16 protein-coding genes are annotated in these 13431 nt (G+C 60.6%); 11 read left to right on the forward strand and 5 right to left on the reverse strand.

Annotation, left to right across the window (positions count from 1 at the left end):
- Positions 1-68: 68 nt before the first annotated feature.
- The 8 genes from PHW99_RS02635 to map all read left to right on the forward strand — a co-directional run bounded on the left by PHW99_RS02635 (position 69) and on the right by map (position 7663).
- Positions 69-1319: a Zn-dependent hydrolase gene (locus tag PHW99_RS02635; RefSeq protein ID WP_300173536.1), complete on the forward strand. Its 1251-nt coding sequence runs from the start codon at positions 69-71 to the stop codon at positions 1317-1319.
- Positions 1320-1415: 96 nt separating this feature from the next.
- Positions 1416-2417 (forward strand): BMP family protein, encoded by a 1002-nt coding sequence (locus tag PHW99_RS02640; protein ID WP_300173537.1) that lies wholly within the window; start codon positions 1416-1418, stop codon positions 2415-2417.
- Positions 2417-3982 (forward strand): ABC transporter ATP-binding protein, encoded by a 1566-nt coding sequence (locus PHW99_RS02645; RefSeq protein WP_300173538.1) that lies wholly within the window; start codon positions 2417-2419, stop codon positions 3980-3982. The genes PHW99_RS02640 and PHW99_RS02645 overlap by 1 nt, the downstream gene beginning before the upstream one ends.
- Positions 3979-5040, forward strand: coding sequence for an ABC transporter permease (locus tag PHW99_RS02650; RefSeq protein WP_300173539.1), 1062 nt, complete (start codon positions 3979-3981; stop codon positions 5038-5040). The genes PHW99_RS02645 and PHW99_RS02650 overlap by 4 nt, the downstream gene beginning before the upstream one ends.
- Positions 5037-5960: an ABC transporter permease gene (locus tag PHW99_RS02655; RefSeq protein ID WP_300173540.1), complete on the forward strand. Its 924-nt coding sequence runs from the start codon at positions 5037-5039 to the stop codon at positions 5958-5960. The genes PHW99_RS02650 and PHW99_RS02655 overlap by 4 nt, the downstream gene beginning before the upstream one ends.
- Before the next feature lie 111 nt (positions 5961-6071).
- A complete protein-coding gene (locus PHW99_RS02660; protein WP_300173542.1) occupies positions 6072-6350 on the forward strand; it encodes a KTSC domain-containing protein in 279 nt (92 codons plus the stop codon).
- 249 nt (positions 6351-6599) lie between these two features.
- Positions 6600-6854 (forward strand): ParD-like family protein, encoded by a 255-nt coding sequence (locus PHW99_RS02665; RefSeq protein WP_300173544.1) that lies wholly within the window; start codon positions 6600-6602, stop codon positions 6852-6854.
- Positions 6851-7663, forward strand: coding sequence for a type I methionyl aminopeptidase (gene map, locus PHW99_RS02670; RefSeq protein ID WP_300173546.1), 813 nt, complete (start codon positions 6851-6853; stop codon positions 7661-7663). Before PHW99_RS02665 ends, map begins: the two co-directional genes overlap by 4 nt.
- On the opposite strand, the gene PHW99_RS02675 is transcribed toward map, so the two are convergent.
- Positions 7654-8172, reverse strand: coding sequence for a hypothetical protein (locus PHW99_RS02675; protein ID WP_300173548.1), 519 nt, complete (start codon positions 8170-8172; stop codon positions 7654-7656). The two genes, map and PHW99_RS02675, sit on opposite strands and share 10 nt — an antisense overlap.
- A gap of 191 nt (positions 8173-8363) precedes the next feature.
- On the opposite strand from PHW99_RS02675, the gene PHW99_RS02680 reads away from it, so the two are divergent.
- A complete protein-coding gene (locus PHW99_RS02680; protein WP_300173550.1) occupies positions 8364-8771 on the forward strand; it encodes a hypothetical protein in 408 nt (135 codons plus the stop codon).
- Here the strand turns inward: PHW99_RS02680 and PHW99_RS02685 are convergent.
- Genes PHW99_RS02685 through PHW99_RS02700 form a run of 4 tightly spaced genes read right to left on the reverse strand, consistent with a single transcriptional unit; the run spans position 8758 to position 11157 of the window.
- The gene (locus PHW99_RS02685; RefSeq protein WP_300173552.1) at positions 8758-9423 is read right to left on the reverse strand and encodes an energy transducer TonB; all 666 of its coding nucleotides are present in this window, start codon (positions 9421-9423) and stop codon (positions 8758-8760) included. The genes PHW99_RS02680 and PHW99_RS02685 overlap by 14 nt on opposite strands.
- Positions 9424-9434: 11 nt before the next feature.
- Positions 9435-9863 carry a biopolymer transporter ExbD gene (locus PHW99_RS02690; RefSeq protein ID WP_300173554.1) on the reverse strand — a complete coding sequence of 143 codons (429 nt, stop codon included), beginning with the start codon at positions 9861-9863 and terminating at the stop codon, positions 9435-9437.
- An 18-nt stretch (positions 9864-9881) separates the two neighbouring features.
- Positions 9882-10313 carry a biopolymer transporter ExbD gene (locus PHW99_RS02695; protein WP_300173556.1) on the reverse strand — a complete coding sequence of 144 codons (432 nt, stop codon included), beginning with the start codon at positions 10311-10313 and terminating at the stop codon, positions 9882-9884.
- Positions 10314-10326: 13 nt separating this feature from the next.
- A complete protein-coding gene (locus PHW99_RS02700) occupies positions 10327-11157 on the reverse strand; it encodes a MotA/TolQ/ExbB proton channel family protein (protein ID WP_300173558.1) in 831 nt (276 codons plus the stop codon).
- Positions 11158-11404: 247 nt separating this feature from the next.
- On the opposite strand from PHW99_RS02700, the gene PHW99_RS02705 reads away from it, so the two are divergent.
- A complete protein-coding gene (locus tag PHW99_RS02705; RefSeq protein ID WP_300173560.1) occupies positions 11405-11800 on the forward strand; it encodes a class I adenylate-forming enzyme family protein in 396 nt (131 codons plus the stop codon).
- A gap of 359 nt (positions 11801-12159) precedes the next feature.
- Positions 12160-12675 carry a MaoC family dehydratase gene (locus PHW99_RS02710; protein WP_300173562.1) on the forward strand — a complete coding sequence of 172 codons (516 nt, stop codon included), beginning with the start codon at positions 12160-12162 and terminating at the stop codon, positions 12673-12675.
- The last annotated feature ends 756 nt before the right edge of the window (positions 12676-13431 follow it).

The raw sequence follows: 13431 nt of genomic DNA on the forward strand, positions 1-13431 counted from the left end.
GCGAGACCCGGCCTGCCTCCGTCACACGGCAAGTCACGCATTCCAGCCAACCCCACAGAGGAATTAACATGAAAACTGCAACCGACATCTCCACCCTGCGCATCAACGGCCAGCGCCTCTGGGACTCCTTGATGGAACTCGCCAAAATCGGCGCAACCCCCAAGGGCGGCGTTTGCAGATTGACATTAACTGACCTCGACAAACAAGGCCGCGACCTCGTCACAAGGTGGGCACGTGAGGCTGGATTAACCGTCACCATCGACAAAATCGGCAACGGCTTCATGCGCCGCCCGGGCCGCAACAGCGCCTTGCCGCCCATCGTCACCGGCAGCCATATCGACACCCAGCCCACCGGCGGCAAGTTCGACGGCAACTACGGCGTGCTCGCGGGCCTGGAAGTCATGCGTACCCTCAACGACCACGGCATCGAAACCGAAGCACCGTTGGAGGTCAGCTTCTGGACCAACGAAGAGGGTTCGCGTTTTGTGCCGGTGATGATGGGTTCGGGTGTGTTCGCCAAGGCCTTTACGCTGGAGCATGCCTACGCGGCCAGGGACATCGCCGGCAAGTCTGTGGGCGATGAACTGGCCCGCATCGGGTACATCGGCGAGCAGGAGCCTGGCGACCACCCGATTGGTGCCTTCTTCGAGACCCACATCGAACAAGGTCCGGTGCTCGAAGACAACGACGTGACCATCGGCGTGGTGCAGGGCGTGCTCGGCATCCGCTGGTTTGACTGCACCGTCACCGGCATGGAAGCCCACGCTGGCCCGACTCCGATGGCGCTGCGCAAGGATGCGATGCAGGTGGCCACGCAGATCATGCAAGAGGTTGTAGCTACCGCCATGCGCCACCAGCCTCATGGCCGTGGCACGGTCGGCATGGTGCAGGTCTTCCCCAACAGCCGCAACGTGATTCCGGGCCGTGTCAAGTTCAGCATTGACCTGCGCAACAGCACCGATGCCCTGGTCGACCAGATGGCCGACGAGGTGAAAGCCTTTGCCGCTAGCCTGAGCGCCAAGACCGGCCTCAATGTCCAGATCGACCTGGTGTCGAGCTACCCGGCCCAAGCCTTTCACGACGATTGCAAAAACGCCGTGGCCAGCGCTGCGGCCAAGCTGGGCTACAGCAACATGCCCGTCGTCTCAGGTGCCGGGCATGACGCGGTTTACATGGCCAAACTCGCCCCCACCGGCATGATCTTCATCCCGTGCCTGAATGGCATCAGCCACAACGAGATCGAATCCGCCACGCCCGAGCACATTGCCGCCGGGTGCAACGTGCTGCTGCATGCGATGCTGGCGCGGGCTGGCACGTAATGTGCTTACTTTTTTACGGGAAAATTGGCCATTAGCCCGCGTGAAATAAGCGCTTTCTGCTATCTATTTTGTAGTATTGTTCAACTGGAGAAACCCATGACCGTGAAACTTCTCAGCCGTCGCCAGGCCGTGATCCTGGCCACATCCCTGGTCGCCCTGGCCCCCGGCCTGTCGCTGGCGCAAGCCAAGCTCAAGGTGGCTGGCATCTACACCGTGCCGTTTGAGCAGCAATGGGCCGGCCGCCTGCATACGGCGCTCAAAGCGGCCGAGGCCCGTGGTGAGATTGAGTACAAAGCCTCCGAAAACGTCAGCAATGCCGACTACGAACGGGTCATGCGGGAATACGCCACCGGCGGCAGCCAGTTGATCGTGGGTGAGGCGTTTGCCGTGGAAGCCGCCGCACGCAAGGTGGCCAAAGACTTTCCCAAGACGGCATTTTTGATGGGTTCCAGTGGCAAGCCCGCCAGCCCCAATTTCAGCGTGTTTGATAACTACATCCAGGAGCCGGCCTACCTGTCGGGCATGGTCGCTGGTGGCATGACCAAGAGCAACAAGATCGGTATGGTCGGTGGCTTCCCGATTCCCGAAGTCAACCGCCTGATGAACGCCTTCATGGCGGGCGCCAAAGAGGTCAACCCCAAAGTCGAGTTCAGCGTGAGTTTCATCAACAGCTGGTTTGACCCGCCCAAGGCCAAGGAAGCCGCCTTTGCCATGATCGACAAGGGCGCTGACGTGATGTATGCCGAGCGTTTTGGTGTGTCTGACGCCGCCAAGGAAAAGGGCAAGCTGGCCATCGGCAACGTCATCAACACCCAGGCACAGTATCCCGACACGGTGGTGGCGTCGGCCCTGTGGCATTTTGAGCCCTCCGCTGACCGCGCCATCAAGCTGGTGAAGGAAGGCAAGTTCACCGCCGAAGACTACGGTCCTTATTCGATGATGAAGCACAAAGGTTCGTCGCTGGCACCCTTGGGCACGTTTGAGAAAAAAGTGCCAGCCGAGATCGTGGCCAAGATGAAAGCCAAAGAGAAAGCCATTGTGGACGGCAAATTCACCGTCAAGGTGGATGACAGCCAGCCCAAATCCACGGCCAAGTGATGGCGCAGGCGGCGCCGGTACTCACCCTGTCGGGCATCACCAAACGCTTTGGCGATTTGGTGGCCAACGACGCCATTTCGCTGCAACTGAACCAGGGCGAGGTGCTGGCGCTGCTGGGTGAAAACGGCGCTGGCAAGTCCACGCTGGTGTCGATCCTGTTCGGCCACTACACCGCCGACGCCGGGCACATCACCGTGCACGGCCAGCCGCTGCCGCCGGGGGACCCCAAGGCGGCGCTGGCGGCTGGCATCGGCATGGTGCACCAGCACTTCACCCTGGCGGACAACCTCAGTGTGCTGGACAACGTGATGATGGGCGCCGAGCCGCTGTGGCAGCCTTTCACCCGCCATGGCCAGGCGCGCGACAAGCTGCTGGCCGTGGCGCGCCAGTTTGGCTTGACGGTGGAGCCCAAGGCCAAGGTGGGCACTCTGTCGGTGGGTGAGCGCCAGCGGGTTGAAATTCTCAAGGCGCTGTACCGCGGCGCCCGCATCCTGATTCTGGACGAACCCACCGCCGTGTTGACCCCGCAGGAGAGTGAAAACCTGTTCGAGGTGCTGGCGCAGATGGTGGCGCAGGGGCTGTCGATCATTTTCATCAGTCACAAGCTGGGTGAGGTGCTGCGTGTGTCACACCGTGTGGCGGTGCTGCGCGGCGGCAAACTGGTGGCGCAGGCGGCGGCCTCTGGTACCAGCCAGGCGCAGCTGGCGCAGTGGATGGTGGGCCACGCCATCGATGCCCCCGAGCGGCGTCCGGCCCAAGCCGTGGGTGAGGCGGTGTGTGTGCTGCACCAGGTCAGCACCGCGCCGGGGCGTGAACGCCTGAACCGGGTGTCGCTGACGCTGCACCGGGGCGAGATGGTGGCCATTGCCGGCGTCTCTGGCAATGGCCAGGTGGCGCTGGCCGAGCTGCTGTGCGGCACCCGCCAGGCCCTTGCCGGTGAGGTGCGCCTGTTGGGGCAGCCGCTGCCGCCCCATCCGTCCGCGCTGGTGGCGTTGGGCGTGGCGCGTATTCCCGAAGACCGCCATGCCGTCGGCGTGGTAGGTGATTTGCCGGTGTGGGAAAACGCCGTGTCCGAGCGCCTGCGCAGCCCGGCTTTTTCCCGCTGGGGCTGGGTGCGCCGGGCGCGCGCCCAAGCCTATGCCAAACAGGTCATGGAGACTTTTGACGTGCGCGGCGGTGGCCCGCTGGTGGCGGCGCGCGCCTTGTCGGGCGGCAATATGCAAAAACTGATCCTGGGTCGGGCCCTCATGCGGCCTGCGCAGAACGCGGCGCAGTCCACCACAAACAATTCAGCCATGACGCCGTGCCTGATCATTGCCCACCAACCCACCTGGGGGCTGGACATTGGTGCCGTGGCTTATGTGCAATCGCAGCTGCTGGCGGCACGTGACGCCGGTGCCGCGGTGCTGGTGATCTCGGACGATCTCGACGAGGTGCTGACCCTGGGCGACCGCGTGGCGGTGATGCACGCCGGTGACATGACCGCGGCCAAACCGGCGCTGGCATGGACGCGTGAGGCCATCGGCCTGGCCATGGCCGGGGTGGCGGAAGGCGCACCGACATGAGGCTGGAAAAACGCAGCCACAGTTCATCGCTGGCATTGGCCCTGGCGCCCTTGGGTGCGGTGGCGTTCACGCTGCTGATCAGCGCGCTGCTGGTGTTGTGGGCCGGGGCACCGGTAGGGCAGACCTATGGTGTGCTGGTCAAGGGCGGTTTTGGCTCGGTGTTTGCCTGGTCTGAGACGCTGACACGCGCCATTCCGCTGATGCTGACCGGCCTGGCGGCGGCGGTGGCGTTCAAGGCGCGGCTGTTCAACATCGGTGCCGAAGGCCAGTTGTATGTGGGCGCGCTGGCCGCCGTGGCCGTCGGTGGGCTGCATGGCGGCACTGGCTTTGACTTGCCACCGGCCCTGCTGTTTGGGCTGATGATGCTGGCTGCCGCACTGGCTGGGGCCTTGCTGCTGCTCGGCCCGGCACTGTTGAAAGCCCGCCTGGGTGTGGACGAGGTGGTGACCACGCTGCTGCTGAATTTCATCGTGCTGCTGCTGGTGTCCTTGATGCTGGACGGCCCGATGAAAGACCCCACCGCCATGGGCTGGCCGCAAAGCGTGGCGCTGCTGGGTGATCTGGAGCTGGCCAAACTCATCCCGCAAACCCGCGTGCACACCGGCCTGCTGTGGGCCTGTGCGTTGGCGGTGGGGCTGTGGGCGCTGATGAAGTACACGGTGCTGGGTTTTGACATCCGCGCTGTGGGCGCCAATGCGCGCGCGGCTGCTTTTGCCGGTGTGCCGGTCACCCGCACGGTGGTGTTGGTGGCGCTGCTCTCGGGTGGGCTGGCCGGTCTGGCTGGCGCCATTGAGGTAGCTGGCCGCACCAGTTACCTGACGCTGGACATGTCGCCCGGCTATGGCTACAGCGGCATCGTGATCGCCATGCTGGCTGGGCTGCACCCATTGGGGGTGGTGGCGGGCAGCGTGTTCGTGGCAGGTGTGCTGGTGGGGGCGGACAGCATGAGCCGGGTGGTTGGCGTGCCCACCTACATCGCCGATGTGATCGTGGCGGCGTCGCTGATCTCGGTGCTGGTGGCCACGCTGCCGACGCAATACCGGGTGAGGTGGCAATGAGCGAGTTCCTCGACATCCTCGCCAACCACGCGTTCTGGGTGGCGGTGCTGCGTATTGCCACGCCGCTGATCCTGGGCACGCTGGGCGTGTTGTGGTGTGAACGTGCCGGGGTGCTGAACCTGGGCATCGAAGGCATCATGGTGGCGGGCGCGTTCACTGGCTGGCTGGCCGTGTACAGCGGCGCATCGCTGTGGCAGGGGGTGGCGGTGGCGGCACTCACCGGTGCGGTGCTGGGGCTGCTGCACGCGTTCCTCACGGTGGGGCTGGCACTGTCACAACATGTGTCTGGGCTGGGCATCACGCTGCTGGCCACGGCCCTGAGCTACTACGGCTACCGCGTGAGTTTTCCCAAGGTGTCCACGCCGCCCACCATCACGCCGTTTGCCGCGATGGACTGGCTCAGCCTGCCGGTGCTGGCGCAGCAAACCCCGCTGACGCTGCTGGCCCTGTTGCTGGTACCGGTCATGGCTTATGTGCTCTACATAACCCCGGTGGGCCTGGCCGTGCGGATGGTGGGCGAGAACCCACAGGCCGCCGAAGGCCAAGGGGTGTCGGTGGCTGCCGTGCGCACTGGCGCGATCGTGGCGGGTTCCAGCCTGATGGGGGTGGCGGGCGCGTTCCTGACCCTGTCGGCCTTCAACGCCTTCTTTTTCAACATGGTCAACGGGCGCGGCTGGATCTGCGTGGCACTGGTGGTTTTTGCCTCATGGCGGCCCGGCAAGGCGCTGCTGGGCGCGCTGCTGTTTGCCTTTTTTGACGCGCTGCAGCTGCGCCTGCAACAGATGGGTGACGCGGTGCTGCCCTACCAGCTGTACCTGATGCTGCCTTATGTGCTGTCCATCGTGGCGCTGGTGCTGGTGGCACGCAAGGCCAGCTACCCGCAGGCGCTGATGAAGCCGTATCGCAAAGGAGAACGGTAGGGGTGCGCCCGCGTGGATGGACAAAGGCAGATAGGGTCTTGTCTGGCCGAATTTCAAACCGCGTAGACTGAGCGCTCCATTTCCTGCCTCGTTTCCTAGGAGACCTGAGACATGCCCACCAAGACTTTCACCAGCGGCCGTATCAAGATGGCCAGCTATGACCCTGTATCAAAACAGCTGGACCTGCATTGGGACAACAAGTCAGTCTTGGTCTACAAGCATGTACCAGAAGAGGTGTACCGAAGGCTGTGCAGTGCACCCAACCCGGCAACGTATTGGGAAGATCGCATCGCTGAAGAGTACCCGAAGGGCACGCCGATCAGACCGGCTGCCAATGCCGCCAAGAGCGTCAGCGATTTGTTTGGTGGGGGGGATGGCGCCGAGAAGTAGCGGCCCCAAAAGCACTGTAGCAAGTCACTCCGAATGCCGCGTGAACGCGGCGGACTGCGTTGGACATACACCCCACTTGGGGCAGGCATGCTTGCAATCAATTTCAAAGAGGACTTGCTACGCCTTCATTAAGCCTCTGCCACGTCTGCAAGTCAATAGTGCTGTGGAAGTATTTGCAAGAAGTTTGATCCAGGACATGTTTGATTTTGGTGTCTATAATACGAAACATATATATTTCGTATAAACATCATGGGTATCGTCAAAATTTCGGATGAGATGCATGAGAGCCTGCGTGTGGTCAGCGGCGCCCTGTCCCGGTCCATCAACGCCCAGGCAGAGCATTGGATGCGCATCGGCATGTTGACCGAGTTGCATCCTGACCTGGATCATCGTGAAATCTGTCAACTGTTGATTCGTGCCGAGCAGGCGGGCGGATTTGATCTGGCAACTGTCTCAGCCTGCAGTCCACCCAAATCCGGGGCCAGGGTCAAGGTGGTCAAATGAATGCTGGCGTTCCGATCAAGTCCCCGGCTGAAGTTGCGCAGGCCAGGCTGGCGGGGCAACTTGCCGCCCAGGTTTTGAGCATGATCACGCCGTTTGTGAAACCCGGGGTGAGTACGGATGAGCTGGACCAGATTTGCCACGATTACATCGTGCGGGATCTGCAAGCCACTCCTGCCAACGTGGGTTACCACGGCTACACCAAGACCTTGTGCACCTCGGTCAATCATGTGGTGTGCCACGGTATCCCTTCGCCCACCAAAATCCTGAAAAAGGGCGACATCGTCAACATTGATGTGGCTGTCATCAAGGATGGCTGGCATGGTGACACCAGCCGGATGTACTTTGTGGGTGAGCCAAGCCCGCTGGCGCGTCGCCTGGTGACCAGCACCTATGAGGCCATGCGAGCCGGCATCCTGCAAATTCACCCCGGTGCAACACTGGGGGATGTCGGGCATGCGATCCAGATGGTGGCCCAGCGGGACGGTTTCAGTGTGGTGCGCGAATACGGTGGCCATGGCATCGGGCGGGTCTACCATGAAGACCCCCACGTGCCGCATTTTGGTCATCGGGGAGAGGGGCTGCGTCTTGAAGAGGGCATGGTCCTGACCGTAGAACCGATGCTCAATGCCGGCAAACGTGCAGTCAGGGGGCTGAATGATGGCTGGACCGTGGTCACCAGCGATCATTCCTTGTCCGCGCAATGGGAGCACATGGTGGCGGTGACCGCAGATGGCTTTGAACTGCTGACCGGCTGGCCAGATGGCCTTGGGCCCTACAGCGCTATTGCGTCAGTCGGGTCTCAGCCGTAGGTTGCCACCGGTTCGGGCAATTCGGCGTCCAGGAACAGTTCGTAGGCGTCCCATGCTTTGGGGCCGAAGTGTTCGTCACATTGGTCGGCAATGTCATCGAAGGATGTGAACGCCACACAGAACATGACGGTGTTGAACACCTGTCGGTATTTGCGTCCGGCTTCATCCACCAGCTCACCTGCGGTGTCTTCCACGTGTTTGCAGCAGTGCACCCAGACAAAGTGGCCTTCAAGTTCTTCCTCCGCTTCCAGCAGGCCCAGCGCAAAGTCTTCGTCATCCTGACTTGGCCAAACGGCTTGTTTTTGCAGGCGATAGGTATGACCATGTTTGGGGTGCGCCGGGTCAAGCTCCAGGTCAATGGTTTGCCAGTCCGGTGAGATCTGGTCAGCCACTTCAGCCAGCTCCTGCTGCGTGATGTCACCTTCCCAATACACGTCGGTGATATGGCGGGAGGTGCCGAACTCGCCCTCCCACAAACTGGCTTTGTGTTTCATGGCGTCTGGGTGCATGAGAAATCTCCATGGTGGTTGAGAGCACTTCACTGTATCGCAACGGACGCGCCATGGATACTGGGTTGGGCAGCAGCCCATGGTGACTGTCCAAACTCACCCTCACCGGGTACTTGACCGATGCTTGCCATCGTGCCGCAAGGCTGAATCGTTTCCGGTGTCCTGTTCAGGGTTTGGCCGCCGGTAAGTTCATGAACATCAGTAACGAAGTCGCGTTCACGGCCACCTGCTGCGGCAGGCACCAGAATGGCATCGCCAGTCTGAATGAGGCGGACATGGGTAAAAAGCATATGAGCGGTGATGCTTCTCAGCGAGATGCCGGCCACAGCATCGTCGTGTACCGCATCAGAGATATTGGAATGGTTATGTTGGCTGGCAGGTTCCGCGCGGTCCTGTATCAGCGATCCGGGCAGAACGAGGTGCAGCCCGAGCGCACTATTCCTTCTCTGTGGGCGTCAATTCGGCAAGGATTTGTTGCTTCAAGGGGCAGGCATGAAGACATGAACTTACCCGAAGATGGTATGGAAAAAGCACTGGTGATCATGGTCGTTTTAGATGAAAACCAGCCTCTAGCCCAGGCTGGATTCATTCCATTCTGAAATTGAATTCCTGCGTCGCCACCACATCGCCGGCATCGCTCACGCAGGTGTACTGCATCATGGCGGCCCGGACGGCGGCGTGAAATACACGTGGCCCAGACAGGATGGTGACCTCCTGAATTACACCGCCCTTGATGTGAATCTGCGCCTTGACCACACCTTCGATGTTGTCCTGCAAGGCTTTGCGCGGCATCTCGGGGGCGACTTGTTTCGGGCAAGCCAGTGCGATGCTGGTGCGTGTCGGGCCGGTAACCACGGGGGCAGGTGGGGGTGGTGGTGGTGGCGGGGCAATCACGGCGGGCGCAGGTGGTGGGGTGGCCACCGCCTGAATCACTGGTGCCGTGCTGGTGACCGGTGGTGCGACTTCCGGCGGCGGCACAAAGGGCGGTGGAGGGGCTTCCACCTTGGGTGCGGCAGGCTGCTTCTCAATCTTTTGGGGTGGCGGCGGGGGTGGCGGTGGGGGAGGGATGATGACTTCCTGGATCACCACCGCTTCGAGTGGTTTCTTGATCAGGTTGAGCCCCTTGCGGGCCAGGCCCGAGATCAGGGCGTAACCGATCAGGGCGTGCAACAGCACCACGACCACAATGCCTTTGAGCCGCCGCGAGGGGTCGCGTGGCGCAAAGCGGTAATCCGTTTCAAGCGTATTCAAGGCAAGCGACTTCATTGCGTAAACTGCTCCGCGCCAATGACGGCAATCTTGTTGAGCCCCAAGCGTTTGCTGCTGGAGAGCACGTTGGCAAAGACGGCGTACTGGGAGTCCTTGTTGGGCCGGATGTGAACCTCGGGCTGTGGGCTCAGGGTGGCGACGGCTTTCATCTTGTCATCGAGCTCAGCCGCCGCCATGGGCAGGCCTTGCCAATAGACCACGCTTTGCGCATCAATGTCGATCTGGATCTCCTCGGGCTTGATCTGCTGGCTGGGTGGGGCGCCCACCGGCATTTCCAGGTTGACCGAGTGCAATTGGATCGGGATGGTGATGATCAGCATGACCAGCAACACCAGCATCACGTCAATCAGTGGTGTGGTGTTGATCTCCATCATGACTTCGGGCTCACCCGAGCTGTTGGTGTTTCCTACGTGCATTCCCATGGGGTTTCCTTGTTCCGTTTAGCCGCCCAGCGGCGGCGGCTCGGTGATGAAGGCGACTTTGACAATGCCCGCCCTCTGGCAGGCCAGCAGCACTTTGCCGACACCTTCGTAGCGTGAGGCGGCATCACCGCGCACCTGCACCTCGGGTTGCGGTGTCAGGCTGGAGACCTTTTTGAGCTTGTCCACCAGCGCGTCCACACTGCTGATGCGTGTGTCGTACCAATAGATGTGGCTGGCTTGATCGACCGAAATGATGATGTTCTCAGGCTTGGTCTCGCGAATTTCAACGCGCTCCTTGGGCAGCGAAAGTTTGATCGAGGTGGTGACCACGGGAATAGTGATCAGGAAGATGATCAAGAGCACCAGCATCACATCCACCAGGGGAGTGGTGTTGATGGCCGACATGACGGCATCATCGCCGTCGTCGCTGGATGCGACGTTCATGGACATGAATGCGCCCCGTTCAGGCTTTGTTGACCGAGCCGAGTACCACGGCGTGCAATTCGCTGCTAAAGGCGCGCACATCGTCCATCACGGCTTTGTTGCGCCGCACCAGCCAGTTGTAGGAGAGCACCGCCGGCACCGCCACCGCCAGGCCAATGGCGGTCATCAGCAGCGCTTCACCCACCGGACCGGCCACTTTGTCGATCGAGGCCTGGCCCGAGATGCCAATGGCGGTGAGTGCGTGGTAAATGCCCCAGACCGTGCCAAACAAGCCGACAAACGGAGAAATCGAACCCACCGTGGCCAGAAAAGCCAGGCCGCCCTGGGTATTGCTCTGAATACGGTCTACCGCGCGATGAATGCCTGAGGCCACCCAATCGTTCAAATCCACATGGCCGCGCAAACCGTTGTGTTTGGAGACGGCCCGCCCGGCGGCATCGGCCATGAAGCGGTAGGGACTGTTGGCATCCAGAGCGGCTGCGCCCTGTTCAACGGTACCGGCCGACCAGAAGTCTTTGCTGGCAGCCTTGGACTGTCGCATCATCTTGGCTTGCTCAAGTATCTTGACGACCAGGATGTACCAGCTGCCCGCGCTCATGATGAGCAACAGCAGCAATACCGTCTTGGCCACGCCGTCAGAGGTTTTCCAGAGAGATTCAAGGCCATAGGGGTTGTCGGTCGCAGCGGCCAGCGTTTTGGCGGGGACTGTTGCGGATGTGTTCGCGCTGTCACTGGTCTGTGTGGAGGTCGGGGCCGTAGCCTGGGCGTGTGCTGTGCCGCAGACCGTGGATAAAACCAGTCCGACCATGCAGGCGGCAGAAGCGATCAGCCGCATAAATTTGAGTTGCATCGTGTTTGTTCCTTTAAGAGGCTTGTATAAATCGGTCATTTCGGGTTTCTCCTGACGACGGAATTGGGTTGCGGCAAGTACCACCAAGGCGTGTGCTATTGCGCTAAAAGTCTAAAAGAATATAATCTACTAGTCAATTAAAATTTTCTCTATCAATAAATAATGAAAAACATGAATCTGACCACACCAGCGGCGAGATGGACACGTACCGACGAGGCGCTGAGCTACTATGCAGAGCACACCTCCGATGCTCCTTGTTATTGGTGGAGGCGCAGTGTCTGTGCCAACGTTGGCGAAGCTGCGGCAAATTGATGTGTTGCTGTTTGTGGAATACGGGCAGACCGAGACCACGAATTCAATTGCCTATTCTGAAGCTGGAGCGACAGACGAGGTGCTGACACATTGCATGGGGCACTTTGACCCTCACTTCGAGTTCCGCAATGCCAATGTGACGCATCAGACCTGTGCAGTCGATGAAGTTGGCGAAATCCTGGGGCGTGGCCCGTTGATTTTTGCGGGTTGCTACGCCGACCCTGATGCCACAAGAGAAGCCTTCACGACGGATGGCTGGCTTCGCACGGGTGACCTTGCGTTGCACGCGCCGATGGTAGCATCGTGCTGCAGGGGCGACGGAAAGAAATGATCAACACCGGTGACTATAACGTCTACCCGCGCGAGATCGAGCAGGTGATTGAAGCCCACTCCGGCATCGCCAGGTGGTGGTACCCCTGCTGGATGAGTATTGCGGCGAGGCCATCCACGTGGTGGTCAGTTATCGTGCAGGAACAGTGCAGCGCTAGGCATTGGTTGCCCTGCGCCGCAGCAAGCCAGCGAACTACAAGATACTCAAGAGTTTTCGCACCGTCCAGCACTTTCCATGGTTGGCCAACGGCAGGATTGACCGGATGGGTATCCGCGTCATGGCCGCATGGCCTGTCAACGCCGGCATGACATGCTCTGCGGAATTTTCATTCACTTTTAGCGACCTTCAGGGACCTCAGTATGATCAAATTATTTGAAGACGATAACGCTCTTGCGTACCTTGGGCAACACATCGGAACTTCGCGCTGGATCGACGTGACGCAGCAGCGCATCACCGAATTCGGTCATGTCACAGAAGACCCGGACCGGATGCACATCGACCCCGAATGGGCAGCAGTGCACAGCCCGTTTGGCAAAACCTTTGCCTTCGGGTTTCTCACGGTGTCCTTGCTCACCCGGATGATCAATGATGTTGTGGCACGCCCGGTCGATGAGCTGTCCACGCTCAACTATGGTTTTGACCGGTTGCGCATGCTCTCGCCGGTGCTGGTGGACAGCCGCATTCGCGGCCATCTTGTACTCAAGGCGCTGAGTTTGCGTTCGCCAACGCAGTTTCGCGCCGTTTATGCCGTGACGGTCGAAATTGAGGGTGGCAGCAAACCCGCGCTGGTGGCTGACTGGCTTTCGGTCACCAACGTGGGCCGCGCACGTCAGCCGCTCAGCGGAGTCATCACTTTGCCGGAAGTTTTGCTGTGACCGAACCTCCCAACTTTCATGTGCAGGCTCCTACAGCCTACACCACGCCCTGGGTGATACAACCCGGAGAATCCGTGACTTTTCCCACGAGATTGCCACACGTCACCCAGGTGGACATCATGCAAGTTGACTGCGTTAGCCTGCCCGTTTCGGCCCAGTTGACGGATGCACCGAACCAACTGCACATGGGCACGCGAGCGCACCAGCAGATTAGCGCGAACGTGCGGCTGGATCTGGTGTCAGTACTGCCGCGCACCGGCATCGAGTCTCTGACCCCCATGGACGTTTTTACATGCCAAGTAGGGGCGGAGAACCCTGCGCTTTCGGTTGGATGCACGCTGGTCACGTACCACGGTCTGGCGCGTGTCGAACGATCTGGACAGTGGCAGCAATGCGTTTTGACTGAGTGTGGTCGACCAGCTGCACATGCCGCCCGGTTACGTCAGTTTTTCGTCAGCGGGGTCACACGGCCACGCCTCCGGAGATGGCCTTCTTGCATGGTTCGGATGCCGCGGTCAGCGGTATGGCGAAAATAACGGCCTACGTCATCCGATGTTTCCTGGATCCCGCGCCATTGCCGCGTAAACTTAATTCTGAATGATGCTAAGACACCCCCAAGTCCTCTTCCGCACAACCGAGCCGTCAACATCGATTGGCGGGCAATATCATGGCCAGTGAACGAATCGAAGCCAAACGCGCTGCACTGCGCAAGCGCATCATTGAAGTGGCGCTGGAAGCCTTTGCTTCTCGCGGCTT

Source organism: Rhodoferax sp. (genome assembly GCF_028689305.1).
Taxonomy (GTDB): domain Bacteria; phylum Pseudomonadota; class Gammaproteobacteria; order Burkholderiales; family Burkholderiaceae_C; genus Rhodoferax.

Coding starts and splice junctions, on each gene's coding strand:
- map (WP_300173546.1), top strand. CDS start 6,851: ATGAATGCTGGCGTTCCGATCAAGTCCCCGGCTGAAGTTGCGCAGGCC.
- PHW99_RS02675 (WP_300173548.1), bottom strand. CDS start 8,172: ATGCACCCAGACGCCATGAAACACAAAGCCAGTTTGTGGGAGGGCGAG.
- PHW99_RS02655 (WP_300173540.1), top strand. CDS start 5,037: ATGAGCGAGTTCCTCGACATCCTCGCCAACCACGCGTTCTGGGTGGCG.
- PHW99_RS02690 (WP_300173554.1), bottom strand. CDS start 9,863: ATGGGAATGCACGTAGGAAACACCAACAGCTCGGGTGAGCCCGAAGTC.
- PHW99_RS02695 (WP_300173556.1), bottom strand. CDS start 10,313: ATGTCCATGAACGTCGCATCCAGCGACGACGGCGATGATGCCGTCATG.
- PHW99_RS02660 (WP_300173542.1), top strand. CDS start 6,072: ATGCCCACCAAGACTTTCACCAGCGGCCGTATCAAGATGGCCAGCTAT.
- PHW99_RS02700 (WP_300173558.1), bottom strand. CDS start 11,157: ATGCAACTCAAATTTATGCGGCTGATCGCTTCTGCCGCCTGCATGGTC.
- PHW99_RS02705 (WP_300173560.1), top strand. CDS start 11,405: ATGCTCCTTGTTATTGGTGGAGGCGCAGTGTCTGTGCCAACGTTGGCG.
- PHW99_RS02635 (WP_300173536.1), top strand. CDS start 69: ATGAAAACTGCAACCGACATCTCCACCCTGCGCATCAACGGCCAGCGC.
- PHW99_RS02680 (WP_300173550.1), top strand. CDS start 8,364: ATGAACATCAGTAACGAAGTCGCGTTCACGGCCACCTGCTGCGGCAGG.
- PHW99_RS02640 (WP_300173537.1), top strand. CDS start 1,416: ATGACCGTGAAACTTCTCAGCCGTCGCCAGGCCGTGATCCTGGCCACA.
- PHW99_RS02645 (WP_300173538.1), top strand. CDS start 2,417: ATGGCGCAGGCGGCGCCGGTACTCACCCTGTCGGGCATCACCAAACGC.
- PHW99_RS02710 (WP_300173562.1), top strand. CDS start 12,160: ATGATCAAATTATTTGAAGACGATAACGCTCTTGCGTACCTTGGGCAA.
- PHW99_RS02665 (WP_300173544.1), top strand. CDS start 6,600: ATGGGTATCGTCAAAATTTCGGATGAGATGCATGAGAGCCTGCGTGTG.
- PHW99_RS02650 (WP_300173539.1), top strand. CDS start 3,979: ATGAGGCTGGAAAAACGCAGCCACAGTTCATCGCTGGCATTGGCCCTG.